This is a genomic window from Rhodobium gokarnense (genome assembly GCF_025961475.1).
In the GTDB taxonomy this organism is placed as follows: Bacteria; Pseudomonadota; Alphaproteobacteria; order Rhizobiales; family Rhodobiaceae; genus Rhodobium; species Rhodobium gokarnense.
Window position 1 is genome coordinate 331,728 of sequence record NZ_JAOQNS010000004.1, and the last position, 22,675, is coordinate 354,402.

At 65.5% G+C, this 22,675-nt stretch carries 25 protein-coding genes; 15 read left to right on the plus strand and 10 right to left on the minus strand.

Going from position 1 to position 22,675, the window contains the following annotated elements:
* Nucleotide 1 precedes the first annotated feature (1 nt).
* Nucleotides 2–1,321: an aspartate aminotransferase family protein gene (locus M2319_RS09145; protein WP_264601148.1), complete on the plus strand. Its 1,320-nt coding sequence runs from the start codon at nucleotides 2–4 to the stop codon at nucleotides 1,319–1,321.
* 27 nt (nucleotides 1,322–1,348) lie between these two features.
* On the opposite strand, the gene M2319_RS09150 is transcribed toward M2319_RS09145, so the two are convergent.
* Nucleotides 1,349–2,263 carry a helix-turn-helix domain-containing protein gene (locus M2319_RS09150; protein ID WP_264601149.1) on the minus strand — a complete coding sequence of 305 codons (915 nt, stop codon included), beginning with the start codon at nucleotides 2,261–2,263 and terminating at the stop codon, nucleotides 1,349–1,351.
* Nucleotides 2,264–2,400: 137 nt separating this feature from the next.
* Between M2319_RS09150 and M2319_RS09155 the strand changes: the two genes are divergently transcribed.
* Nucleotides 2,401–3,564, plus strand: a complete 1,164-nt coding sequence (locus tag M2319_RS09155; RefSeq protein WP_264601150.1) for a cytochrome P450 — start codon at nucleotides 2,401–2,403, stop codon at nucleotides 3,562–3,564.
* Between the two features lie 78 nt (nucleotides 3,565–3,642).
* A complete protein-coding gene (locus tag M2319_RS09160; RefSeq protein WP_264601151.1) occupies nucleotides 3,643–3,966 on the plus strand; it encodes a 2Fe-2S iron-sulfur cluster-binding protein in 324 nt (107 codons plus the stop codon).
* Between the two features lie 48 nt (nucleotides 3,967–4,014).
* Here M2319_RS09160 and M2319_RS09165 read toward each other — a convergent pair whose 3' ends face one another.
* Nucleotides 4,015–5,424 carry an MFS transporter gene (locus M2319_RS09165; RefSeq protein WP_264601152.1) on the minus strand — a complete coding sequence of 470 codons (1,410 nt, stop codon included), beginning with the start codon at nucleotides 5,422–5,424 and terminating at the stop codon, nucleotides 4,015–4,017.
* A gap of 139 nt (nucleotides 5,425–5,563) precedes the next feature.
* Between M2319_RS09165 and M2319_RS09170 the strand changes: the two genes are divergently transcribed.
* Both M2319_RS09170 and M2319_RS09175 read left to right on the plus strand, forming a co-directional pair.
* Complete coding sequence (locus M2319_RS09170) at nucleotides 5,564–6,511, plus strand: LysR family transcriptional regulator (RefSeq protein ID WP_264601153.1); 948 nt, start codon at nucleotides 5,564–5,566, stop codon at nucleotides 6,509–6,511.
* Nucleotides 6,512–6,879: 368 nt separating this feature from the next.
* The gene (locus M2319_RS09175; RefSeq protein WP_264601154.1) at nucleotides 6,880–7,398 is read left to right on the plus strand and encodes a hypothetical protein; all 519 of its coding nucleotides are present in this window, start codon (nucleotides 6,880–6,882) and stop codon (nucleotides 7,396–7,398) included.
* A 68-nt stretch (nucleotides 7,399–7,466) separates the two neighbouring features.
* Here the strand turns inward: M2319_RS09175 and M2319_RS09180 are convergent, their stop codons facing one another.
* The 7 genes from M2319_RS09180 to M2319_RS09210 form a co-directional block, all read right to left on the minus strand.
* Entirely contained in the window at nucleotides 7,467–7,898 is a 432-nt protein-coding gene (locus M2319_RS09180; RefSeq protein WP_264601155.1) for a GlcG/HbpS family heme-binding protein, read from the minus strand.
* A 93-nt stretch (nucleotides 7,899–7,991) separates the two neighbouring features.
* Nucleotides 7,992–8,834 carry a class III extradiol dioxygenase family protein gene (locus tag M2319_RS09185; RefSeq protein ID WP_264601156.1) on the minus strand — a complete coding sequence of 281 codons (843 nt, stop codon included), beginning with the start codon at nucleotides 8,832–8,834 and terminating at the stop codon, nucleotides 7,992–7,994.
* Nucleotides 8,835–8,839: 5 nt separating this feature from the next.
* Nucleotides 8,840–9,187, minus strand: coding sequence for a protocatechuate 4,5-dioxygenase subunit alpha (locus M2319_RS09190; protein WP_264601157.1), 348 nt, complete (start codon nucleotides 9,185–9,187; stop codon nucleotides 8,840–8,842).
* 26 nt (nucleotides 9,188–9,213) lie between these two features.
* The gene (locus M2319_RS09195; protein ID WP_319801773.1) at nucleotides 9,214–10,080 is read right to left on the minus strand and encodes an amidohydrolase family protein; all 867 of its coding nucleotides are present in this window, start codon (nucleotides 10,078–10,080) and stop codon (nucleotides 9,214–9,216) included.
* 17 nt (nucleotides 10,081–10,097) lie between these two features.
* Complete coding sequence (locus tag M2319_RS09200) at nucleotides 10,098–11,156, minus strand: 4-oxalomesaconate tautomerase (protein WP_264601158.1); 1,059 nt, start codon at nucleotides 11,154–11,156, stop codon at nucleotides 10,098–10,100.
* A complete protein-coding gene (ligK, locus tag M2319_RS09205; RefSeq protein ID WP_264601159.1) occupies nucleotides 11,149–11,823 on the minus strand; it encodes a 4-carboxy-4-hydroxy-2-oxoadipate aldolase/oxaloacetate decarboxylase in 675 nt (224 codons plus the stop codon). Before ligK ends, M2319_RS09200 begins: the two co-directional genes overlap by 8 nt.
* Entirely contained in the window at nucleotides 11,823–12,557 is a 735-nt protein-coding gene (locus M2319_RS09210; protein WP_264601160.1) for a PIG-L deacetylase family protein, read from the minus strand. Before M2319_RS09210 ends, ligK begins: the two co-directional genes overlap by 1 nt.
* Nucleotides 12,558–12,764: 207 nt before the next feature.
* Here M2319_RS09210 and M2319_RS09215 point away from each other — a divergent pair, with 207 nt between their 5' ends.
* The 10 genes from M2319_RS09215 (at nucleotide 12,765) to M2319_RS09260 (ending at nucleotide 21,807) form a co-directional block, all read left to right on the plus strand.
* Nucleotides 12,765–13,988 carry a LysR family transcriptional regulator gene (locus tag M2319_RS09215; RefSeq protein WP_264601161.1) on the plus strand — a complete coding sequence of 408 codons (1,224 nt, stop codon included), beginning with the start codon at nucleotides 12,765–12,767 and terminating at the stop codon, nucleotides 13,986–13,988.
* 193 nt (nucleotides 13,989–14,181) lie between these two features.
* Nucleotides 14,182–15,120, plus strand: a complete 939-nt coding sequence (locus M2319_RS09220) for a DUF1932 domain-containing protein (RefSeq protein WP_264601162.1) — start codon at nucleotides 14,182–14,184, stop codon at nucleotides 15,118–15,120.
* Nucleotides 15,117–15,509, plus strand: a complete 393-nt coding sequence (gene ligA, locus M2319_RS09225) for a protocatechuate 4,5-dioxygenase subunit alpha (protein ID WP_264601163.1) — start codon at nucleotides 15,117–15,119, stop codon at nucleotides 15,507–15,509. The genes M2319_RS09220 and ligA overlap by 4 nt, the downstream gene beginning before the upstream one ends.
* On the plus strand, nucleotides 15,502–16,341 hold the full coding sequence (locus M2319_RS09230; protein ID WP_264601164.1) for a class III extradiol dioxygenase subunit beta: 840 nt from the start codon (nucleotides 15,502–15,504) through the stop codon (nucleotides 16,339–16,341). Before ligA ends, M2319_RS09230 begins: the two co-directional genes overlap by 8 nt.
* A 115-nt stretch (nucleotides 16,342–16,456) precedes the next feature.
* Nucleotides 16,457–17,404: a Gfo/Idh/MocA family oxidoreductase gene (locus M2319_RS09235; RefSeq protein WP_264601165.1), complete on the plus strand. Its 948-nt coding sequence runs from the start codon at nucleotides 16,457–16,459 to the stop codon at nucleotides 17,402–17,404.
* A gap of 51 nt (nucleotides 17,405–17,455) precedes the next feature.
* Nucleotides 17,456–18,460, plus strand: coding sequence for an aldo/keto reductase (locus M2319_RS09240; RefSeq protein ID WP_264601166.1), 1,005 nt, complete (start codon nucleotides 17,456–17,458; stop codon nucleotides 18,458–18,460).
* 78 nt (nucleotides 18,461–18,538) lie between these two features.
* Nucleotides 18,539–19,561, plus strand: coding sequence for a TRAP transporter substrate-binding protein (locus tag M2319_RS09245; RefSeq protein ID WP_264601167.1), 1,023 nt, complete (start codon nucleotides 18,539–18,541; stop codon nucleotides 19,559–19,561).
* Nucleotides 19,562–19,589: 28 nt separating this feature from the next.
* Nucleotides 19,590–20,099: a TRAP transporter small permease gene (locus M2319_RS09250; RefSeq protein WP_264601168.1), complete on the plus strand. Its 510-nt coding sequence runs from the start codon at nucleotides 19,590–19,592 to the stop codon at nucleotides 20,097–20,099.
* A gap of 8 nt (nucleotides 20,100–20,107) precedes the next feature.
* Complete coding sequence (locus M2319_RS09255; RefSeq protein WP_264601169.1) at nucleotides 20,108–21,382, plus strand: TRAP transporter large permease; 1,275 nt, start codon at nucleotides 20,108–20,110, stop codon at nucleotides 21,380–21,382.
* Nucleotides 21,383–21,393: 11 nt separating this feature from the next.
* Entirely contained in the window at nucleotides 21,394–21,807 is a 414-nt protein-coding gene (locus M2319_RS09260) for a bacteriohemerythrin (protein WP_264601170.1), read from the plus strand.
* A gap of 106 nt (nucleotides 21,808–21,913) precedes the next feature.
* On the opposite strand, the gene M2319_RS09265 is transcribed toward M2319_RS09260, so the two are convergent.
* Nucleotides 21,914–22,639: an aspartate/glutamate racemase family protein gene (locus M2319_RS09265; RefSeq protein ID WP_264601171.1), complete on the minus strand. Its 726-nt coding sequence runs from the start codon at nucleotides 22,637–22,639 to the stop codon at nucleotides 21,914–21,916.
* Nucleotides 22,640–22,675: the final 36 nt, after the last annotated feature.

A 22,675-nucleotide genomic window follows, 5' to 3' on the forward strand; every position in this document is an offset into this window, starting at 1 on the left:
AATGGCCTTCCCGCTCTACGAAAAAGACCAGAAAACGCTCTCCAAGCTGCAGAACCTTCGCTTCTTCCCGCTCGCCGTCACCGGCGGCAACGGCTCCTATGTGATCGCCGAGGACGGCCGCAAGCTGCTCGACCTTTCCGCCTCCTGGGGCGCGGCGAGCCTGGGGCATGGCCATCCGGCCTTTGTGGCGGCAATCACCGCGGCGGCGGCCAACCCCGCCGGCGCCAGCATCCTGTCGGCGGCGAGCGCGCCGGCGATCCGGCTCGGCGAGCGGCTGCTTGCGCTGACGCCGGGCACCGGCGAGCGCCGGGTCTGGCTCGGCCATTCCGGGTCCGACGCCAACGAGACCGTGGCGCGCGCCGTCGTTGCCGCCACCGGCCGCAAGCGGCTGATCGCCTTCACCGGCGCCTATCACGGCGGCACGGCAGGCTCCATGGCGGTTTCGGGTCACTCGGCGCAGGAAGGCTCCGACAAGGCGGAGGGCCTCAGCCTCGTTCCCTATCCCGATCCGTACCGACCGTTCGCCGACGATCCGACGGGGGCGGCGCTGCTCGACCAGATCGAGGAACTGCTGGCCGGTCCCTGTCCCGGCGAGGAGACGGCGGCGTTCTTCATCGAGCCGATCCAGTCGGACGGCGGGTTGATCGTGCCGCCGCCCGGCTTCTTCAAGCGGCTGGCGGAAATCTGCGCGCGCTACGGCATCCTGACCGTCAGCGACGAGGTCAAGGTCGGCATGGGCCGGACCGGGCGGCTACACTGCTACATGCATGAGGACTTCACGCCTGACATCGTCGTCTGCGGCAAGGGGCTGGGCGGCGGCGTGCCGATTTCCGCGGTGATCGGGCCTGCAAGCATCCTCGACTTTGCCGTCTGCTTTTCCATGCAGACGCTGCACGGCAACGCCATTTCCTGCGGCGCGTCCCATGCGGTGCTCGACACCATCGAGACCGAAAAGCTGATCGACAATGCCGCCACGGTCGGCGGACATCTGCTCAACTCTCTGGAATCCTTGAAAGAAAAACACGCCGAGATCGGCGAGGTTCGAGGGCGGGGGCTCGCCATCGGCGTCGAACTCGTCACCGACCGGGAGACCAAGGAACCGGCGAAAAAGCTCGCCGCCAAGGTCGTCTACCGGGCCTTCGAGCTCGGACTCGTCGTCTACTATGTGGGCATGAACTCCAACGTCTTGGAGCTGACGCCGCCGTTGACGCTGTCGGCGGCGGAGGCCGACGAGGCCGTGGCGATCATCTCCGACGCGATTTCCGATGCGGCGGCCGGGCGGGTCGACGACGCCAAGCTGAAGGGTTTTGAGGGCTGGTAGGCCCGCCGCTCCCGACAGGTCCGTTTCTCAGTGCGGGAAAGGCTCGGCCATCTTCTCTTCGCGGAACCGACCGGGCGCGAGCCCGGTGCGCCGCTTGAACAGCCTTGAAAAATAGGCCGGATCCTGGAAACCGAGTTCGTAGGCGATCATGGAGGCCGTTGCCGAGGTGTAGATCAGGTGCCTCTGGGCCTCCAGCACCAGGCGGTCCTGGATCAGCTCGCTCGGCCCTTTGCCGGCGAACGACCTGCACATCCGGTTGAGCCGGGCCTGGCTGACGCCGAGGGAAGAGGCGTAGCCGGCGACGGACCAGTGGTGCTTGTAGTTGTCCTCCAGAAGGTGGCGGAAGCGGGTGAAGAGCTCGCGCCGCTCCTCCACCGGCTGGCGCAGGGGCTGCTGGCGGTCGTGCTCGCGCCGGATTGCCATCAGGACGATGCGCACCATCCATTCGAACATGGAGCCGCGGCCGAGTTGCGGCCACTGGAACTCGCGCAGCATCTCGTCGAGGGTGGTCGCGATCAGCCTTGCGCCGTCCGCGTTGTCGGCAAAGGAGAGGATCGTCGGCTCGCCGAACAGCGGCTCGAAGAGCTTGCGGCTGCGCCGGTAACGGGCGTCGATCAGCAATAGTTCCGACATGGTCAGCACCCAGCCGACCGTTTCCGGCTCGAAGGAAAAGCCGTGGACGACGCCGGCGGGGACGCAGACGACGGCGGGTGCATCGGCCCTCATGGTGCGGTCGTCGATCCAGACCGAGGCCGATCCGGTCGTCAGATAGACGATCTGGAACATCCGCCGGTGGGTGTGCGGCGTGATCTGCCATTCATAGAGCCGCGAGCGGGTGCGGATATCCTCGATATGGATGAACTGGGGGTCGTCGTCCGGCTGCTCGTCGCCGAAAAGCACATAGTGGGAAATCGTCTGAAGCGCCGGATCGTGTCGGGCCATGGCGGATCGCTTTCTTCTGAAACGTGCAAAAAGTACAAGACATATTCCATTTCGTCCATTCCACGGCGGCTCCTCCGTCCATACAGTTCAAGGTGGAACAAGAACAAATTGCACAATGATCCCGGGAGGAAACACGCGTGTTCCGCTTCGATCCCTATTCTCCGGCAAACGATGCCGACCCGTTCGACGCCTACAAGACGCTGCGCGACGAGTATCCGGCGTTCTGGTGCGAGGAGGCCGGCATGTGGGTCTATTCGCGCTATGACGACATCGTCTCGGCGCTGAACGACTGGCAGACCTATTCCTCGGCCAAGGGCAATCTCGTCGACGAGTTGCCGAACCGGGCCGGCGCCACGCTCGGCACCACCGATCCGCCGCGCCACGACCGGCTGCGCGCCCTGATCCAGAAGGCGATGACCAAGCGCGCCCTCGACGTCATTGTCGAGCCGACGCGGGGAATGTGCAAGAAGCACCTCGATGCCCTCGACGGCCGCAAGAGCTTCGACTTCGTTGCGGAATACTCCTCCAAGGTGACGGTCGACCTCCTGTTCGACCTCTTTGCGATGCCGGAATCCGGCCGCCAGACCGTGCGCGACAACGCCGTCCTGATGGTGCAGACCGATCCGGTCACCCGCCAGAAGGGGCCGGAGCACATCGCCGCCTATGAGTGGATGGCGAACTACGCCAACGAGCTGATCGCGGAACGCAAGAAGGCGCCGGGGGAAGATCTCCTTTCCAACTTCATCACCTCGGAAATCGACGGCGAGAGCCTTGCCGATCGGGAAATCCAGATGACGGTGACGACGCTGATCATGGCCGGTGTGGAGTCGCTCTCCGGCTTCCTCAGCATGATGGCCTACAATCTGGCGGAACAGCACGATGCGCGCCGGGCGCTCGTCGCCGACCCGTCGCTGATCCCCGACGCCATCGAAGAGTCGCTGCGCTTCAACACGTCGGCCCAGCGCTTCCGCCGCTGTCTGACGCGGGACGTGGAGAACCACGGCCAGCTCATGAAAGAGGGCGACTTCATCATGCTGGTCTACGGCTCGGGCAACCGCGACGCGCGGCGCTTTCAGAACCCCGACGTCTTCGACATCGCGCGCAAGCCCCGCGGCCATCTCGGCTTCGGCGGCGGGGTGCATGCCTGCCTCGGCGGGGCCTTGGCGCGGCTGGCGACGAAGATCGCGTTCGAGGAGTTCCTCGGCCGCTATCCGGAGTTCGAGCGCGTCGGCGAGACCACGAAATGGGTGCCGTCTTCCAACTTCCGCAGCCCGATGAAGCTGGAACTCACCGCCGCCTGAGGCCGCGACGACGGATCAAGGCGCCGGGCGACGGACTTTGTCGCCCGGACCGGTCCGCGCATTTCGGAGACCGATTTGATGCCGAAGGTAACCTATATTGAACATGACGGCCGCCGGTTCGAGGTCGACCTGCCGGAGGGCTGGAGCCTGATGCAGGGGGCGCTCCTCAACGGTGTCACCGGCATTGAGGGCGAATGCGGCGGCTCCTGCGGCTGCGCCACCTGCCATCTCTATGTGGACGAGGCCTTCGTCGACCGCCTGCCGGAGATCGCCGAGGCGGAAGACGAGATGCTCGACTGCACCGTGGCCGAGCGCGAGGCAAACTCCCGCCTCGGCTGCCAGATCAAGATGACGGCGGATCTCGACGGCCTCGTCGTCCGCCTGCCGGAGGAGCAGAGCTGACGGACCGGCCGCCGGCCGCGATCACGCGTCTTCCGGCGCAGGGGTCTCTCAGCGGTCCCCACTGCCGCCGCGACGCGCAAGCACCACCGCGAGAACCATAAGGCCGGCTGCGACGAGGAATGTCAGCCGCATGCCGGCCGCGACGGCAGCTCCCGAGGCCGTGGCGACCGGAGCCGCCGCCCCGAAGGCGAAGACGGCGCCCATGACCGAGGCGCCGGTGATGAAGCCGAGATTGCGCGACAGCGAGAGCATGCCGGAGACGACGCCGCGCCGGTCGTCGGCAACGCCGGTCATGACCGCGGTGTTGTTGGCGGCGAGGAAGAGCTGGTAACCGGGGGTGAGGACGGCAAGCGCGGCGACGTAGCCGGCAACGCCCGCGATCCCCGGCAACAGGGCCAGTAACAGGGCGCCGATTGCCATCTCCACAAGCCCGAAGACGGCCACCCGCGGTGCGCCGAAGCGATCGACGATGCGCCCGGCCGGAATGCCGGTCAGCGCCGAGACCACCGGGCCGACCGACATGACGAGGCCGACCATGGCCTCGCCGAGCCCAAGGCTGCGGGAGAGGTAGAACGGCCCGACCAGGAACGTTGCCATCATCACCGACGCGACCAGCAGATTGGTTACAAGGCCAGAGCGAAGGAAGCGGTCGGCAAAGGCGTTCAGGTCGATCAGCGGTGCGGCCGCGCGGGCCTCGATGTGCAGGAACAGGAGGATACCGGCGATCGCCGCAACGACGAGGACGGCGGTCCCGGCGCCTGTGGTCTCCCCGGCGGTTGTTGCCAGGGCGTAGGCGCCGAGCGCCAGCGTCAGAACGAGGGTGCCGGCGATGTCGAAGGCCCGCAGCTCCGGCCGTCCCGCCTGCCGGTCGCCGGGCAGATGCCGCAAGGCGAGGGCGGCCGCCGTGATCCCCATCACCACCATGACGAGGAAGATGGACCGCCATCCGGCGCCGGCGATGAGGGCGCCGCCGAGGGAGGGGCCAAGCGCGGTGCCGACCGCCGACATCGTCCCGAGCAGACCCATGGCGCTGCCGGTGCGATGGCTCGGCACTGCGGCGCGGACCATCGCCACCGTCAGCGCCAGGACGGCCGCCCCGCCGAGGCCCTGGATGCCGCGCGCGATCACGAGCACAAGAAGGTCGGGCGCGGCTGCGCAGACGACCGACGCCGCCGTGAAGACGAGGATGCCCACAACGAGCACCCGCCGCGGGCCGACGATATCGGCGAGCCGGCCGGCACCGACGCTGAACACGGTGACCGCCAGGAGATAGGCGAGGACCACCCATTGCACGGTGCCGAAGGGGGCCGCGAAGGCATGGGCGATGGTCGGCAGGGCGACATTGGCGCTGCTGATGCTGAGCGACGACATCAGCATGGCAAGCGCCAGACTGGCGAGCGCCCATCGCGTCGCGCCGGGGCTCGTGGTTGCGGCGGGATCGGCCGTTCGGATGTTCAAGATGCGCCTCCATTCTCTCGCGCGTCGGGTTTTCCCGAAAGCTAGGGAGGAGGCATCGATTGCGGAAGACACATCATTTGCATTCAATCAGTGCATCGAGCGCCATGTTATTTGCGGGAGGTCGTGGTAATCTCGCGCCATGGACCATCCCGATCTCAATCTGCTCGTCACGCTCGATGCCCTGCTCGCCGAGGGCAGCGTCGCCGGCGCGGCACGGCGGCTGCGGCTCAGCCCGTCGGCCATGAGCCGCGCGCTCGCCCGGCTTCGCGCGACGACCGGAGACCCGCTGCTGGTGCGGGCGGGGCGCGGCCTTGTGCCGACGCCCCGGGCGCTGGAGCTGCGCGAGGAGGTCGGGCCGCTGGTCGAGGCGGCGCTGGCCGCGCTCAGGCCGGCCGAAACGCTCGATCCGGCGCGGCTGGAGCGCACCTTCAGCATTCGCAGCCGGGAGGGGTTCACCGAGACCTTCGGGCCGGCACTCATCGCCCGCATCGCCCTTGAGGCCCCTGGCGTGCGCCTGTGGTTCCTGCCGAAGCCGGACAAGGACAGCGCAGCCTTGCGCGAGGGCACGATCGATCTGGAGATCGGCGTCGTCGGCGCCGACATGGGCCCGGAACTGCGCGCGAAGGCGCTCCTTCGCGACCGTTTCGTCGGCGTCGTCAGAAGCGGCCATCCGCTCGCTTCGGGCGTCGTGACGCCGGAGCGCTTCGCTGCCGCCGGGCATATCCTCGTCGCCCGTCAACGGCGCAAGACGGCCACCATAGACACCGATCTGGAGGCCCTCGGCCTTGCCCGCGAGGTTGCCGTCATCGTCGGCAGCTTTGCCACCGCCATCACCCTGGCGCGGGAAACCGACCTCGTCGCCTGCGTGCCGGAGCGCCATACCGAGACGCTCCGCACCGGGACGGCATGCTTTCCGTTGCCGGTCGGATCGGAGGAATTCACGGTATCGATGCTCTGGCATCCGCGGCTCGATGGCGATCCGGCCCATCGCTGGCTTCGCGACCTCGTGCATGCCGTCTGCACCGGCGCTCCTTCGACGCCCGACCTCGACGGACCCGTCGCGCGGCGGGCGGAAGGGCAGGGCTGATGTTCGAGGTAGTGTGTTGAGACCCCTTTGGGGCGGTGTCGGCAGGATTTGGTATTATTACAATTCCACTTGTGAAAAGCTTCCCGCGCACCTAGGCTTCCATGGCTTGGTCGTGGCGGTCGAAATTTCCGGCCCATATGTTCCGGGATGACTCCCAGTTCTCGAGGATGACCATCCACATTCCGCCTTCCACATCTGCCTGCCACGCCCGTTCATCTGAGCGCGTTCCCAGCAAGACGCGCTCCCAATAAAAATCAGCTCGTTTCTCCGGCCCGTCCGGCGAAATGCGGATGCTTTTTCACGTGCGCCTGCCTCCTTCCCGTCCGCGAGCGTTCGGCCGGAGGGGCGCTGTAGGGGGGTAAAATTCCATGTTCAAGAAATGCGTCGTGCTACTCGGCTTTCTTGCGGGCTCACTTGCCGCCACGACGGCGAGCGCCCAGGTCGGCCACCTTTTCTACAAGTCCTTTGGCCCCTTTAAGGTCAACAGGGACTTCCTGGGAGACAGCTTTGCCGGATGCAGCGCAACGATCCGCTCAAAGTCCGGTCAACTGCGCTTTCAACTGCAGACGTCGGGCAGCAAGAGCTTCCATTTCAAGAGCCCGAAGCGAATGGGGAACACGTCTTTTGCCAAGGTCGCTCGCTTCCCGGTCACCGTGATCCTCGATGGCAAGCAGCGCCTGGTGTTTCGCCAGCACTCCGTGCCGATGATGTTCAATGACGAGAAGCTGACGAGGGTCCCGTTCGACAAGGAGACCTCGGCTTTTCTGAACACCAAGAGGGCGATACGGATCAAGCAGGGCAAGCGGACGATGACCTGGAAATTTCCCAATGGCGCCATGAAGAATGCGCTGCTTGGCGTCTGGGACTGCGTTCAGAAAAACAATTAGCGGCGCCAGGTTGCGGACAAGGCCTCGCCTTGGCGGGGTGAGGAGAGCTCAGGGGTGGGGCCGGGCGCTCAGACCTCGTAGCCGGCCCGCTTCAGGGTTTCGGTGACGACCTCGATGTCGTCGCCCTCCAGCCCGCCGGCGATGCCGATGGCGCCGATGCAGGCGCCGTCGTAGAGCACCGGCGCGCCGCCGCCGATCATCGCGACCTTCGGGTGCTGGGAGAGGCCGGCGGCGAGGTGCGGGTTGTCGTTGAGCCGGCCCTTCCAGCCAGCTGTCGGCTTTTTGAAGCTGACGGCGGTATAGGCCTTCTTCTCGGAAAACTCCCGGGCCGGGAAGGGCGCACCGATCATGCGCTGGTAGACGAGCACGTGGCCGGCCGCATCGACGACGGTGACGTGGATCTTGAGGCTCTTTTCCAGGGCGACGTCGAGGGCCGTGTCGGCCAGTGTCTGGGCGGCCTCAAGCGTCAGGCTCTCGACCATGTGGCTGCGATCGGACATCGCGGTTTCCCCCAAAAGAATTCTCTCAAAACGAGAACGCCGGGCGTGTCCGTTGTGGACTGCCCGGCGGAGTGGTGCGTGGAAAGGGTCCGCTCAGGCGGCGTTTTCCAGGCAAAGAAGGCCGGACGCCGTGTTGGAGATCGGGATGTGGTAGTTGCTGTGCCGGGTCGTGACCTTCCCGGTCAGCGCGCCGCGCATGGCGAGCCACAGGATGAACTCGGCCCCTTGCGCGCCGGCCTCCAGGACCAGGTCGCGGATCGACATGTCGAGGAAGTGCTCGGGATCGTCGACGATCTTTTCCATGCACATCTGGTCGAAGGCCTTGTTGATGAAGCCGGCCCGCTGGCCGTCGAGCTGGTGCGACAGTCCGCCGGTGCCGAGGATCACGACCTTCAGATCCTCCGGATAGGACTCGATCGCCTTGCCGAGCGACTTGCCGAGATTGTAGCAGCGGCGCGGCGAGGGCAGGGGGTGCTGCACGGTGTTGATGACCAGCGGCACCGTCTTGATGCCTATATCGGCATAGTTCGGCCAGAACAGCTGCATCGGCACGGCAAAACCATGGTCGACCAGCATTTCCTGGCAGGTCACCAGGTCGAAATCGTCATGGACGAGGTTGTCGATCAGGTGCCAGGAGAAGGCCGGGTCGCCCTTGAAGGGAGCTATGGTCGGGATGCCCCAGCCCTCGTCGGCATTTTTGTATTCGGGTGCCGCGCCGATGGCGAAGGTCGGCTGCTTGTCGAGGAAGAAGTTGAGGCCGTGGTCGTTGTAGATGACGACGGCGACGTCCGGCTTGACCTCGTCGAGCCAGTCGCGCACCGGCGGATAGCCGTCGAAGAACGGCTTCCAGTACGGGTCTTCGAACATCTTGCGGGCAATGGCGTTGCCGATTGCCGGAATGTGTGAGGTGGTCAGTCCACCGACGATACGTGCCATGGTCGCTACTCCCCTGCGCGCCGCAGTTTTTCCTTGAATTCCTCGACCGACATGCCGGTCTGCTGGGCCCCGACGTCCTGGACGTTGAGGCCGTAGATGCCGGCGAATTTGGCGAGGTAATAGATGTTGCCGCCGGCGGCGATGAGGTCGAGCACGACCTTGTCGCGGACCGCCTGCTTCTGCTGGTCGTTGAGGCCGTACTTGTCCATGTAGGCCTCCTCGTCGGCGAGGAATTCCTCGCGGTTTTCCTTGTTGTTGAACGAGTAGCACATCTTGTTGAGGGCATAGCCCTTCATCGCCTGGGTCCCGTCGAACATGACGGTGCCCGGGATCGGCTCCTTGTGGTGCGGCATGGCGGTTCCTCTCCGTTAAGTCCTTGTCAGCTCCAGTAAAGGCGCAGGGGGTTGTCGACGAGCAGCGCCTGTTGTTGGTCTTTTTCCGGCGCAATCTTCGGGATGACGTCGACGAGCTTGCCGTCGTCCGGCATGTGGCTCTTCATGTTCGGGTGCGGCCAGTCGGTGCCCCAGAGCACCCGGTCGGTGAAGCGCCCGACCAGGAGCCTTGAGAACGGCACGACATCGCTGTAGTCGGGCGGCCCCTCGACGCTGAGCCGCTCCGGGCAGCTCACCTTGGTCCAAACCTTTTCTTCGTCGGCCATCAGGTCGACGAAGCGCTGGAAGTCGGGGTGGTCGACGCCCTTTGCGACATCCGGGCGGCCCATATGGTCGACGACGATGGTGGTCGGGATTTCTTTCAGGAACGGGATCAGCTCTTCCAGATCCTCGGCCTCGAAATAGACCACCACGTGCCAGCCGAGCTCGGCGACGCGGGAAGCGATCCCCAAGAACACCTCTTTGGGCGTGGCATCGACGAGGCGCTTGACGAAATTGAAGCGCACGCCGCGGACGCCGGCCGCATTCATCTCTTCAAGGTCCGCATCGCTGACGTCCGGGCCGACCGAGGCGACGCCGCGGGCAAGGTCGCCGGCGGTCTTCAAGGCATCGACAAGGGCGCGGTTGTCCTTGCCGTGGCAGGTCGCCTGGACGATGACGTTGCGCGAAAAGCCGAGGTGGTCGCGCAGCGCAAAAAGCTGCTCCTTGGAGGCATCGCACGGCGTGTATTTGCGCTCGGGTGCGAAGGGGAATTTGTCCGCCGGTCCGAAGACGTGGCAATGGGCATCGACCGCGCCGACCGGCGGCGTGAAGGCCGGCTTCGACGGGTTCGGGTGAAAGGGCATGTAGCTCATCAAAAACTCCGTTGCGCTCAGGGCGCAAAGACAATTCCGTCGAACAGCTTGCGCGCGGTGCGCAGGATCGCCGCATCGAGGACGGCGCCGTCGCCGTCGACCTCCACCACCACGGACATGGCGCCGATGGGGTGTTCGATCTCAAGCGTCTTGCGCGTGCCCTCCGGGATCTCGGCGATCTCGGCCGCGGGGCTGCCCGGCAGCATGCAGGCGGTGGCGACGCTGACGGCGCCGAGGACGCCGATGGACGCGTGGCAGCGGTGGGGGATGAAGGTGCGGGTCGATAGCACCCCGCCCTTGGTCGCCTTGGAGACCATCGTCATCTTCGGCACGGATTTTTCCGTCACGTCGCCGAGGTTCATCAGATGCCCGGCAGCAAGGCGGATTTTTTCCAGCCGCGCCTTCAGGGCCTCGTCCTCGTCGAGCTTCGCGCGGCTTTCCGTTCCCGTTATCCCGAGGTCCGAGGCGCGCATGACGACGACGGGCATGCCGTTGTCGATCATGGTGACCTCGACGCCCTCCACGACATCGACCGCATTGCCGGTCGGCAGCAGTGCGCCGCAGGTGGAGCCGGCCGTGTCCCGGAAGCTGACCGGAACGGGGGCCGCCGTTCCCGGCACGCCGTCGATGCAGGCATCGCCCCGGTAGGTGACGGTGCCGCCGGGCGTCTGGACCCTTGCGACGGCGATCTGGCCGGTGTTCTCCATATAGATGGTCACCGGCGTCTCGCCGTCCTTGGCGGCGACGAGGCCGCGCTCGATGGCGAAGGGGGCGATGCCGGCAAGGATGTTGCCGCAGTTCTGGGTGTCGGTGACGATGGCCTGGTCGACGAAGACCTGCAGGAACAGATAGTCGACGTCGACGCCGTCGCGCTCCGATTTTTTCACCACGCCGACCTTGGAGGTGAGCGGGTCGGCGCCGCCCATGCCGTCGATCTGGCGCGGGTCGGGCGATCCCATGACGCCGAGCAGGAACGCATCGCGGGCGGCAAGGTCGGCGGGTAGTTCGTTGGCTAAGAAATAGCCGCCCTTGGAGGTGCCGCCCCGCATCCACATGCAGCGAATGCCATCAGACATATTTGAGGCCCTTTTCCGCGAGCCGTTCGCGCATGCCGTAGATGTCGAGGCCGAGTTCGCCGGCCGTTAAGCGCTTGCGCTTGTCCTCTTCCTTGGCCTCGCGGTCCTGGGCCTTCTTCAGGACCTCCTCGGCCTCGGCAAGGGCAACGACGCAGACGCCGTCGTCATCGGCGACGATGATGTCGCCGGGATTGACCAGCGCACCGGCGCAGACGACGGGGATATTGACCGAGCCGACGGTTTCCTTGACCGTGCCTTGCGCATGGACCGCCTTCGACCAGACGGGAAAGCCCATCTCGGTGAGGTCGCGCACGTCGCGGACGCCGGCATCGATGACGAGACCGAGGCCGCCGCGGGCGCGCATGGAGGTGGCGAGAAGATCGCCGAAATAGCCGTCCTCGCAGGGGGACGTGGGGGCAAGGACGAGGATATCGCCGTCCTTGACCTGCTCGATCGCCACATGGACCATCCAGTTGTCGCCGGGAGGCGCGGAGATGGTGACGGCCGAGGCGCCGAGGCGGGCGCCGGAATAGATCGGCGTCATGTAGGGGGCAAGCAGCCCCTTTCGCCCCTGCGCCTCATGGACGGTGGCGACACCGCATTTGCCGAGCGCCTCGACGATCTCGCGGGGCGCGCGGGCGACGTTCCGAACGACAACGCCTCCCATCACAGTTCATCCACGGTGCGGGGATAGATCGACTGGAAGCCCTCGGCATATTTCGCCGCCCGGCCGCCGGCCTGGCCGCCGGAATTGCGGCGGAAGTGGTTGCCGCGGTTTTCCGCCACGTTGGTGTAGTAGGTCCACAAATGCTCCTGGCCCTGCATGCATTCGATGGCCGCACGCTTCTTGTCCCAGACCGGGGTGATGTCGAGGAAGACGTCGGGCTTCCAGCCCATCTGCTCGGTCTGGTGCGGCTCGAACAGGTAGAGCTGCGGGGCGCCCAGCACCTTCTCGCCCGGATTATGGCCCCAGGCCTGGGCGATCATCCGGCACTCCATGGCGACGTTGGTCGCGTACATGTGGTCGGTGTTATAGGGATCGTAGAGCGAGTGGCTCATCATGAAGGCCGGCTGGACCTTGCGGATCAGGTCGACGAGCTGGAACTTCTGGTCGCGGTCCAGGGCCAGCGGATAGTCGCCGGCATCGAGGAACTGGATGTCATGGGCGCCGAGGGCGGCGGCGGCGGCTTCGGCCTCGCCCTTGCGGGCGGCCTTCACCTTTTCCAGCGTCATGCCGTCCTGCTTCCACAGCTTTGCCGACTCGCCGCGCTCGCCGAAGGAGAGGCAGGCGATGGTGACCTCGTAGCCTTTTTCCTGGTGGAGCGCGATCGCGCCGCCGCAGCGCCAGACGAAGTCGGCGGCATGGGCACTGATTACGAGGGCGGTTTTTGTGTCGGTCATCGACGCCTCTTCATGTTTTGCGGGGCAGGGCCGGGATCGTTCCTGCATTTATCCCTGGGGGTGCGTGTGGCCGGGGATTAGTGCGATCGCTATCATCCGCAATCGGGGCGGAAAAGCTATTTGATTGTTTTTCATCCGCTATAAGAAACTGCTATATACGAGTGAATACGGAGCTGGCAGTTTTTAGGCACTCAAGAAAAAATGAATATGAGGGTTCCCAATTTCCGGCACCTGCGCGCGTTTCGCGAGGTTGCCGCCACCAGAAGCGTCAGCGGCGCGGCGGGACGGGTGCACCTCTCCCAGCCGGCGATCACCCAGGCGATCGCCAAGCTCGAGGAACAGCTCGGCACGGCCCTCTTCGAGCGGCGCAGCGATGGCATGATCCCGACCGAGACGGGGCTGATGTTCCTGGAGCGCTCGGAGCGGGCGCTCGGTTTCATTCGTAGCGGCGCACGCGAGGCCGTCAGAATCGGCGCAAAGAAGGGCGGCCGCGGCTTTGCCAATTTCGACCAGTTGCTGACGACGGCGCAGCTTCGCGCGCTCGTCGCGGTGTCGCGGGCCGGTAATTTCAGCCTCGCCGCGCGCAATGTGGGGATATCCCAGCCGACGCTGCACCGGGCGGCGCGGGACCTGGAGCGGCTCTCGGGTCTAGCGCTGTTCTCCAAGACCAGCCAGGGCATCGAGCTGACGCCGGCGGCCGTCGCGCTCTCCCAGGCGGTCAAGCTCGCCTTCGCCGAGCTGGAGCAGGGGTTTTCGGAAATCGAGGAAACGCTCGGCATCGATGCGGCGACGATCGTCGTCGGCGCCCTGCCGCTGCCGCGCGCCTATGTGCTGCCAGCGGCGATCAACCTTCTGACGCGCGAGCGGCCGGAGGTGCGGGTAAGTGTCGTCGACGGGCCCTATAACGACCTCTTCCACGATCTCCGCCACGGCGAGATCGACCTCCTCGTCGGGGCCTTGCGCGATCCCGTGCCGATCGACGACGTCTCCCAGGAAACGCTCTTTTCCGACCCGCTGCTGGTGGTCGCCCGCACCGACCATCCGCTGGCGGGCAAGGCGCGGATTACGCTCGACGATCTCGCCGCCTATCCCTGGGCCGTGCCGCGGGAAAACACGCCGACCAGGGCCTATTTCGACCGGCTGTTCTCCGGCCGGCCGATGCCGGCATCGATCGTGGAGTCGAGCTCCATGGTGCTGATCCGCGAGCTCCTTTTGAAGAGCGACCGGCTGACGCTGACCTCGGCGCACCAGATCCGCCACGAGCGCAACATGGGGCTTCTGGCGCCGCTCGATGTCGACCTGCCGGAGGGCATGTGGCGGCCGATCGGCATCACGCTCCGCCGCGGCTGGCGGCCGACCGTCACCCAGAACCGGTTCCTCGACTGCCTGCGCGAGGCTGGTCGTCTCAGCGCCGGAGGGGAGGCCGCGTGAGGGTTGCCAAAGCCCGCAAGGGGCTGCAAAAAGATACGGCAGATAACATTTTCTCTATTCAAAATTTGAATAGCGATGAAGCCTAATCAATTTCGGTCTTGAAAGTTTGAATGCTAAAAGACTGACAGGAACGTCCCGGAAAGTTCCAGAAGGTTCCTCGGGGAGATCACGTTCCACAACCAGAGAGAAAACGGTGCGACAGGCTCCGACGACAGATCATCCAGCGGCGTTCATCGGGTTCGGCGAAGCCGGCGAGGCCATCGCCTCGGGCTGGCTCGCGGAGGAGGGCGTCGATGCGGGCGCCGTCCGCGCCTATGACATCAAGACCGACAGCGATGATGCGGCCATCGCCGAAGGCAAGCGCGCCGACTATGCCCGCGTCGGCATCATCGGATGCGACAGCGCGGCCGACGCGCTCTCGGGTGCGGCGCTCGTCTTTTCCACCGTCACCGCCGACCAGGCGCGGATCGTGGCGGAGGGCGCTGCGGCGAATATCGCGAAGGGCGCGCTCTATTTCGACTGCAATTCCTGCTCGCCGGGCGCCAAGAGGAAGGCGGCCGAGGCGATCGAGGCGGCCGGCGGCCGCTATGTGGACACGGCGGTGGTGGCACCGGTCTATCCCAAGCGCCACAAGGCGCCGATGCTGATCAGCGGCCCGCACGCCGAGGCGGGCCTTGAGGCGCTTTCGAGCCTTGGCATGTCCGCGACCATCGTCGAAGGCGCCGTCGGGGCGGCCTCGTCGATCAAGATGATCCGCTCGGTCATGATGAAGGGGCTGGAGGCGCTGTTCCTGGAATGCGTGCTTTCCGGCCGGCGTGCAGGCGTCGACGAGGTGGTTCTGGCCTCGCTCGATGACACCTTCCCCGATTTCGGGTTCGCGCGCCGCGCCGCCTACATGCTGGAGCGGTCGGCGACGCACGGGCTTCGCCGGGCAGCGGAAATGCGCGAAGTGGCGGTGACCGTCGACGAATTGGGGCTGACCGGACGGATGGCCCGGGCGACCGTCGACTGGCAACAGCAGATCGGCGATCTCAAGATCAAGGCCGACTTCGGGACCGACGGGGAGGGGGACTACCAGGCGCTCGCCGATGCGCTGATCGCCAAGCTGATATCCAGGGAGGACGCGGCATGAGCGGCAACGACTACCACGACATCCCGGGGACCTTCGTCTTCGACGCCGAGCAGTCCCGGCAGGGCTATCACCTCAACATGTTCTGCATGTCGCTGCGGCAGGCAAAGAACCGCGAGGCGTTCCTTGCCGACGAGGCGGCCTATCTCGACCGATATCCGATGTCGGCGGAACAGCGCCAGGCGGTGCTGAGCCGCGACTGGAACGAGATGCTGCGGCTCGGCGGCAACATCTATTACACCTCGAAGCTGGCGGCGACCGACGGCATCACCTTCCAGGACCTTGCCGCGATCATGACCGGCATGGACCGCGACGCCTATCGCCAGATGATGGTCGCGGGCGGCCGGCCGATCGAGGGCAACCGGACCAAGGGAGACTGGGACAATGGCTAAGATTGTCGGCGGATACGCCACCTCCCATGTGCCGGCGATCGGCGTTGCCATCGACCAGGGCAAGACCGAGGAGCCCTACTGGCAGCCGGTGTTCTCCGGCTACGAATGGTCGAGGAAGTGGATCGAGGAGCTGAAGCCGGACGTTGCCTTCGTCGTCTACAACGACCATGCGACGGCGTTCTCGCTGGAACTGATCCCGACCTTTGCGCTCGGCTGCGCGGCGGAATACCAGCCCGCCGACGAAGGCTGGGGCGCGCGGCCGGTGCCGACGGTGCACGGCCATCCGGAACTTGCCTGGCACATCGCCCAGTCGGTGATCCTCGATGAGTTCGACATCACCATCGTCAACGACATGGAGGTCGACCACGGCCTCACCGTGCCGCTGTCGCTCGCCTTCGGCCAGCCGCATGCCTGGCCCTGCGCGGTCATTCCGCTGGCCGTCAACGTGGTGCAGTACCCGCCCCCGACGGGCAATCGCTGCCTGCAGTTCGGCAAGGCGATCCGAAAGGCGATCGAGAGCTTCCCGCACGACATGCGGGTGGTCGTCTTCGGCACCGGCGGCATGTCGCACCAGCTCCAGGCCCAGCGCGCCGGGCTGATCAATCCGGAATTCGACCAGAAGTTCCTCGACCTCCTGGTGCACGATCCGGCGGCCGCGGCGGCGATCCCCCATGTGGACTATCTACGCGATGCCGGCTCGGAGGGCATCGAACTGGTCATGTGGCTGGTGATGCGCGGCGCGCTCGGCGATAACGTGACCGAACTGCACCGGCACTACCACGTCCCGGCCTCCAATACGGCCGTCGGGCACCTGGTGCTGGAGCCGAAATGACCTTGCAGCGTGCGCGACCGAACGGGGCCGCGCCGCAAACCGACCGAATGGGGCATGTGGCGCGACGATCGTCGACCGCGGCATGCCCTCCAGAAATTCAATTGGAGCTCTATCGATGAAAATCTGTGTTGCTGGCGCCGCCGGAGCCTTCGGGCGAAAGCATCTCGATGCGCTCGCCAAGATCGACGAGGTCGAGGTGACCTCCGTCGTCGGCGGCGGACCGGACGACATCGACGCCTTTGCGGCCGAGCGCGGTATCCCGCACGCCACCAAGGACCTCGCCGAGAGCCTTGCCCGCGACGACGTGGAGGCGGTGATCCTTGCCACCCCGACCCAGATCCATGCCGCCCAGGCGATCCAGTGCATGAAGGCCGGCAAGCATGTGCTGGTCGAGATCCCGATGGCCGACAATCTGGCGGATTCCCGGGAAGTCGTGAAGGTCCAGCAGGAGACGGGCAAGACCGCCATGGCCGGCCATGTTCGGCGCTTCAACCCGAGCCACCAGTGGATCCACAACAAGATCAAGGCCGGCGAGATCAAGGTGCTGCAGATGGACGTGCAGACCTATTTCTTCCGCCGCTCCAACCTCAATGCGCTCGGCGAGCCGCGCACCTGGACCGACCATCTCCTGTGGCACCACGCCTGCCACACGGTCGACCTCTTCCAGTACCAGACCGGCGAGGCGGCGTCGGAGGCGATGGGCGTGCAAGGGCCCGTGCATCCGGAGCTGGGCATCACCATGGACATGGGCATCGTCATGAAGGTGCCGTCGGGGGCGCTCTGCACCCTGTCGCTTTCCTTCAACAATGACGGCCCGCTCGGCACCTATTTCCGCTATATCTGCGACAACGGAACCTACATCGCCCGCTACGACGACCTCTTCGACGGCAAGGAAGAACAGATCGATCTTTCCGGCGTCGCCGTCTCCAACAACGGCATCGAGCTGATCGACCGGGAGTTCGTCTCGGCCATCGGGGAAGGCCGTGAGCCGAACGGATCGGTTGCGCAGTGCCTGCCGGCGATGGAAACTCTCGACAAGATCGAGAAGTCATTTCAGTCCTAGATGGGCCAGTCCTAAGCCAGCCAGTCCTTGGCGATATCAGCGGAGACAGTCTTGCAGCAGCGCAAACTCGGCCCCTTCGACAGTTCCGCGGTCGCCGTCGGCTGCATGAACCTGTCCCACGCCTACGGCACGCCGCCGGGCGAGGAGGCCGGGTCGGAGCTGCTCCTGAAGGCGCTCGACCGCGGCTACACCCTGTTCGACACGGCCGCGCTCTACGGCTTCGGCGCGAACGAGAAGCTGGTCGGCAGGACGCTGTCGGCGCGGCGCGACGAGTTCCTGCTCGCCAGTAAGTGCGGCATGGACAGGAACGACGAGGGCAAGCGTGAGATCAACGGCCGGCCGGAGGTCATGCGCCGCACGGTGGAGAACTCGCTGAGGAATCTCAACACCGACGTCCTCGACCTGTGCTACCTGCACCGCTGGGACAAGAGGGTGCCGATCGAGGAGAGCATCGGCGCGCTTGCCGATATGGTCCAGGAAGGCAAGCTCCGCACGATCGGCCTGTCGGAGGTCTCGGCCGCCACCGTCAAGAAGGCGCACGCCGTCCACCCCGTGACGGCGGTGCAGTCGGAATATTCGCTGTGGACGCGCAACCCGGAGATTGGCGTCATCGAGGCCTGCGCGGAGATCGGCGCGGCCTTCGTCGCCTTCTCGCCGCTCGCCCGCAAGTTTCTCACCGGCACGCTGCGGGACGTCGCCGTCCTGGAGGACAAGGACCTGCGCAAGGGCATGCCGCGGTTCCAGCCGGACACCTATGCCAAAAACCTTGCGCTCCTCGACGGCTTTGCCGAAATCGCCAGGGACACCGGCTGTTCCATGGCCGAGCTGGCGCTTGCCTGGGTGCTCGCCAAGGCCGACCACATCATCGCGCTGCCCGGCACCACCAGTCTCGACCACCTGGCGGAAAATGCGGGCGCGGCGGAGATCGCGCTGACGCCGGAGACGATTGCCCGCTGCGAGGCGCTGATCAACGAGAAGACGGTGCACGGCCCGCGCTATCCGGCCGGCACGCAACAGGAAATCGATACGGAGGAGTTCGCGGAAAGCGAACTCTGACGACCGCAACCACCGGACGGACGCGCCAAGAAAAAAACCGTCCGGATGACACCTAAGGAAACCCAAAGGGAGAGCACAATGAAAAAGATTCTGATGACTGCCGCAGCGGCGACGGCCGTTGCGCTCGCCAGCTTCGTGCCGGCCAGTGCCGCCGACGTCACCATCCGCCTCGGCCATCTGTGGCCGTCCGTCGCCGGCATCCACAAGGACCTCCTGGTGAAGTGGGGCGAGAAGGTCGAGGCCGATTCCGAGGGCCGCATCTCGGTCGAGATCTATCCGTCCTCGACGCTGGCGAAGCCGCCGGCACAGTATGATGCGGTGACCACCGGCATCATGGACGCCACCATGACCATCCAGGGCTATTCGGCGAACCGCTTCCCGCTGACCCAGATCGTGGAACTGCCGGGCCTTGCCAAGAACGGCCGGCACGGCTCCTGCATCCTGCAGGGCCTTTATGACGAGGGCCTGCTCGCCGACGAGTACACCGATACCCATCCGCTGTTCCTGATGACGCACGGACCGGGCCTGATCCATACCGCGGAAAAGACCGTCAAGGTGCCGGGCGATCTGGCCGGCCTGCGCATCCGCCGGCCCACCACCGTCGTCGCCAAGCTCCTGGAAGACTTCGGCGCCCAGCCGGTCGGCATGCCGGCCCCGGCGTCCTACCAGTCGATGCAGCGCGGCGTCATCGACGGCGTGGCGCTGCCCTGGGAGGGCGCGCTGGCGTTCCGCCTCAACGAGCTCGCCGAGCACCACACCGAGGTCGGCGGCCTCTATACCCTTTCCTTCGTCGTCACCATGAACAAGCGCGTCTATGACGGCCTGCCGGACGATCTGAAGAAGGTCATCGACGACAACAGCGGCAAGGAATGGTCCGGCAAGGGCGGCGACGTCTTCGATGCGCTCGACGTCAAGGGCCGCAAGCAGGCCGAGGAGGCCGGCCACGAGATCATCGAGGTCGAGGGCGGCATCGAGAACCCGGACTGGAAGCCGGCGCTGACCGGCGCCACCGAAGCCTATATCAAGGAGCTTCAGGACAAGGGCCTGCCCGGCCAGAAGGTCTATGACCGGGCCCTGGAACTGGCCCAGAGCTGCCTGTAGGCCGCCGGACGAGGGGAGTTAAGCGATCGTGCGCCTCGCAATGAACGTCGTCCGCCGCATCGCGCACGCCATGCACATGGTGGCCGGCGTTCTCCTCATCGTCATGGCCGTGACGGTGCTGATCGAGGTCGTCACCCGCGCCCTGTTCGGGGCGACGGACGGCGCCCTCGATCTGACCATCCGCGGCGGCGTGGAGATCGTCAGCTACAGCCTCCTGTTCATGGTGCTGTTCGCGCTGCCCTATTCGGTCAGCCGCGGCCAGGTCATCGTCGACCTTTTCACCGAGAACATGAGCGAGCGGCTGAAGATGCTGCTCGCCGGCATCTATACGCTCGGCTTCAGCTTCCTGGGGTTCGCCATGGCCACCCGCTTCTACGAGAGCGTCGGGCGGGTCGCCATGACCGGCGAGACCACCCAGGACCTGCTGATCCCGCTCACCTACATCTACGCGATCAGCGCGTTCGCCACCTTCATGCTCGGCCTGCGCGGCCTGTTCGTTGCGATCGATGAAATCGGCAAGGGGCTGAAGACCTCATGAGTGCGTCGGTGATTGGGTATATCTGTATCGCCGGCATGCTGGCGCTGATCGCGGTCCGTTGTCCGGTCTCGCTGGCCATGGCGGCCACCGGCTTTATCGGCTTCGGCCTCATCGTGGCGTTCCCGCCGGCCTTTTCGATCCTCGATACCGGGCCGTTCGAGACGCTGACCAATTTCGATTTCAGCCCGATCCCGATGTTCATCCTGATGGGTGTGTTCGCCTCCAAGGCGAAGATGTCGGCGGAGCTGTTCTCCGGGGCGCGGACGCTGTTCGGCGGCTGGCGGGGCGGAATGGCGCTTGCCGCGGTCACCTCATGCGGCGTCTTTTCCGCGATTTCCGGCTCGTCGCTGGCGACCGCCGCCAGCATGGCCCGGGTCGCCCTGCCGGAGATGCGAAAGCGCGGCTACGCATCGTCGCTGGCGACGGGAACGCTCGCCGCCGGCGGCACGCTCGGCATCATGATCCCGCCGTCGATCGCGCTCTTGCTCTATGCGCTGATCACCGAGCAGTCGGTCGGCCAGATGTTCATCGCCGGCATCATGCCGGGCATCCTCGGGCTTATCCTCTACTGTGTGGCGATCGCCATCCTCGTCGCCCTCAGGCCGAACCTTGCAACGCCCGGCGATCCGACGACGCTGAAGGAAAAGATCGTCGGCCTGAAGGGCCTTGCCCCGTTCGGCGGCATCTTCGCCTTCATCATCGGCGGCATCTATGGCGGCTTTTTCACGCCGACCGAGGCCGCCGCCGTCGGCGCCGCCGGCACCTTCTTCATCGCCCTTTTCCGCGGCATGACGCTGGCCCAGTTCCGCGAGGCGATCGAGGAGACGCTGTTCCTCTCGGCCATGATCTTCTTCATGATCATCGGCGCGGAGATCTTCGGCACCTTCCTGACGGTGTCGCGCATCTCCTTCACGCTGGTCGAGTTCGTCGGCGGGCTCGGCCTGCCGCCCTACGCCATCCTCCTGGCGGTGCTGCTGCTCTACATGCTGCTCGGCTGCGTCATGGACAGCATCGCCATGCTGCTCCTGACCGTGCCGGTGGTGTACCCGATCGTCATTGCGGCGGGCTTCGATCCGATCTGGTTCGGCGTCATCTCGGTCATCACCGTGGAACTCGGCCTGATCACGCCGCCGGTCGGCATGAATGTCTTCGTCATCAAGACCGTTGCGCCTGAGGTCCCGATCCGGGAGATCTTCAAGGGCGTCTTCCCGTTCGTCCTTTCCGACATGGTCCGGCTCGGTCTTCTCATCCTCTTCCCTTGGCTTGCGCTCGGATTGCTCTAGGATTTCATCATATGATCGAATCCAAATGGTCACAGGAATACAGCGTCGGCGACGAGGCCATCGACGACGATCACAAGGGCCTGTTCGAGCTCATCGACATGCTGCAGCATGCCGATCGCAGCGAAATCGACATGGCCGAGATCATCGCCGAGCTGGAGGATTACGCCGAGGAGCACTTCGCGCGCGAGGAGATCTACATGCGCGAGGAGGGCTTCCCCGACCTCAAGCACCATATCGAGGAGCACAAGGCGTTCGTCGAATGGCTTGAGACCATCAAGAAGACCTACCGGCGGGCCGCGGAAAGCCCGTTCCAGGTCGGCGAGGTGGTCAACGACTTTCTGGTGGAATGGCTGCGCAACCACATCATGACCGAGGACATGAAGTACCGCGACTATATCCTCGCCAAGAAGAAAGAGCCGGCCTGACGCCTCGCGCCGGGCCCCGGCGTTCATTCCATCCCGATATGTGACGGCCGATGCGGCGACGGGGAGGGTGGTTGCCGCCGCTCGGCCTCTCGATGAACTGCCGCTGTTACAGGTGATTGAGCGGGTAGCGGCGCGGCCGGAGCCCACCCTGGAACCAGGTCACGAAACTCTCGATCGAGAACACCGGCAGGCCGGTGGTGACCCTGATGTCGTCGGCATAGGGCATCATGTTGGTGCATTCCAGGACGATGGCGCCGAGGTCGGGATTTCCCGCCTGCAGGTCGCGGGCGGCCTCCACATTGTCGCGGCGGGCGGCCTCCACATCCATTTCCATTTCGTCGGACAGGACGACGCGGCTGAACTCCCGGCCGCGTTCGGTCGAGCCGATCGGCGTGTCGAGCGGCACGTTGGCCTTGGTCAGGTGCTCCTCGGTCAGCGTCGAGCCGGAAATCGTCAGGATGCCGGCGCGCCGGCCCTTCGGCAGGAGCTGGTTGACGAGGTTGACCTGCATCAGGGACGAGGTGGCAACGGGCACCTCCACGGCATCGGCCAGCTCCTGCTGGAACAGCGACAGGAAGCCGCAATTGGTGGTGATGCCGTCGACGCCGTCGGCAACCAGATCGCGGGCCGCCCGGATGAAGGCATCGAGCAGGCCCTCGGCCCGCTTGCGCACCACCCGGTCCGGCGAGGCTTCGCGCACCACCCGGTAGAGCACCGGGAAAGGCCAGGTCTCGGCATTGCCCATGTCCCCGGGGATGCGCGGAAACTTGGCATCCAGCATCAGAATGCCGACGGAAGCGCCATAGATCGATTTGCCACCCGTTACCCTCATGGGAACTCCTTTCAGTTGCTTGACCCCATGGCCAAG

Excerpts from the sequence above, each read along its gene's own strand:
- M2319_RS09145 (WP_264601148.1), top strand. The coding sequence starts at position 2 with ATGGCCTTCCCGCTCTACGAAAAAGACCAGAAAACGCTCTCCAAGCTG.
- M2319_RS09150 (WP_264601149.1), bottom strand. The coding sequence starts at position 2,263 with ATGGCCCGACACGATCCGGCGCTTCAGACGATTTCCCACTATGTGCTT.
- M2319_RS09160 (WP_264601151.1), top strand. The coding sequence starts at position 3,643 with ATGCCGAAGGTAACCTATATTGAACATGACGGCCGCCGGTTCGAGGTC.
- M2319_RS09170 (WP_264601153.1), top strand. The coding sequence starts at position 5,564 with ATGGACCATCCCGATCTCAATCTGCTCGTCACGCTCGATGCCCTGCTC.
- M2319_RS09175 (WP_264601154.1), top strand. The coding sequence starts at position 6,880 with ATGTTCAAGAAATGCGTCGTGCTACTCGGCTTTCTTGCGGGCTCACTT.
- M2319_RS09180 (WP_264601155.1), bottom strand. The coding sequence starts at position 7,898 with ATGTCCGATCGCAGCCACATGGTCGAGAGCCTGACGCTTGAGGCCGCC.
- M2319_RS09185 (WP_264601156.1), bottom strand. The coding sequence starts at position 8,834 with ATGGCACGTATCGTCGGTGGACTGACCACCTCACACATTCCGGCAATC.
- M2319_RS09190 (WP_264601157.1), bottom strand. The coding sequence starts at position 9,187 with ATGCCGCACCACAAGGAGCCGATCCCGGGCACCGTCATGTTCGACGGG.
- M2319_RS09195 (WP_319801773.1), bottom strand. The coding sequence starts at position 10,080 with ATGAGCTACATGCCCTTTCACCCGAACCCGTCGAAGCCGGCCTTCACG.
- M2319_RS09200 (WP_264601158.1), bottom strand. The coding sequence starts at position 11,156 with ATGTCTGATGGCATTCGCTGCATGTGGATGCGGGGCGGCACCTCCAAG.
- ligK (WP_264601159.1), bottom strand. The coding sequence starts at position 11,823 with ATGGGAGGCGTTGTCGTTCGGAACGTCGCCCGCGCGCCCCGCGAGATC.
- M2319_RS09210 (WP_264601160.1), bottom strand. The coding sequence starts at position 12,557 with ATGACCGACACAAAAACCGCCCTCGTAATCAGTGCCCATGCCGCCGAC.
- M2319_RS09215 (WP_264601161.1), top strand. The coding sequence starts at position 12,765 with ATGAGGGTTCCCAATTTCCGGCACCTGCGCGCGTTTCGCGAGGTTGCC.
- ligA (WP_264601163.1), top strand. The coding sequence starts at position 15,117 with ATGAGCGGCAACGACTACCACGACATCCCGGGGACCTTCGTCTTCGAC.
- M2319_RS09230 (WP_264601164.1), top strand. The coding sequence starts at position 15,502 with ATGGCTAAGATTGTCGGCGGATACGCCACCTCCCATGTGCCGGCGATC.
- M2319_RS09235 (WP_264601165.1), top strand. The coding sequence starts at position 16,457 with ATGAAAATCTGTGTTGCTGGCGCCGCCGGAGCCTTCGGGCGAAAGCAT.
- M2319_RS09245 (WP_264601167.1), top strand. The coding sequence starts at position 18,539 with ATGAAAAAGATTCTGATGACTGCCGCAGCGGCGACGGCCGTTGCGCTC.
- M2319_RS09260 (WP_264601170.1), top strand. The coding sequence starts at position 21,394 with ATGATCGAATCCAAATGGTCACAGGAATACAGCGTCGGCGACGAGGCC.
- M2319_RS09265 (WP_264601171.1), bottom strand. The coding sequence starts at position 22,639 with ATGAGGGTAACGGGTGGCAAATCGATCTATGGCGCTTCCGTCGGCATT.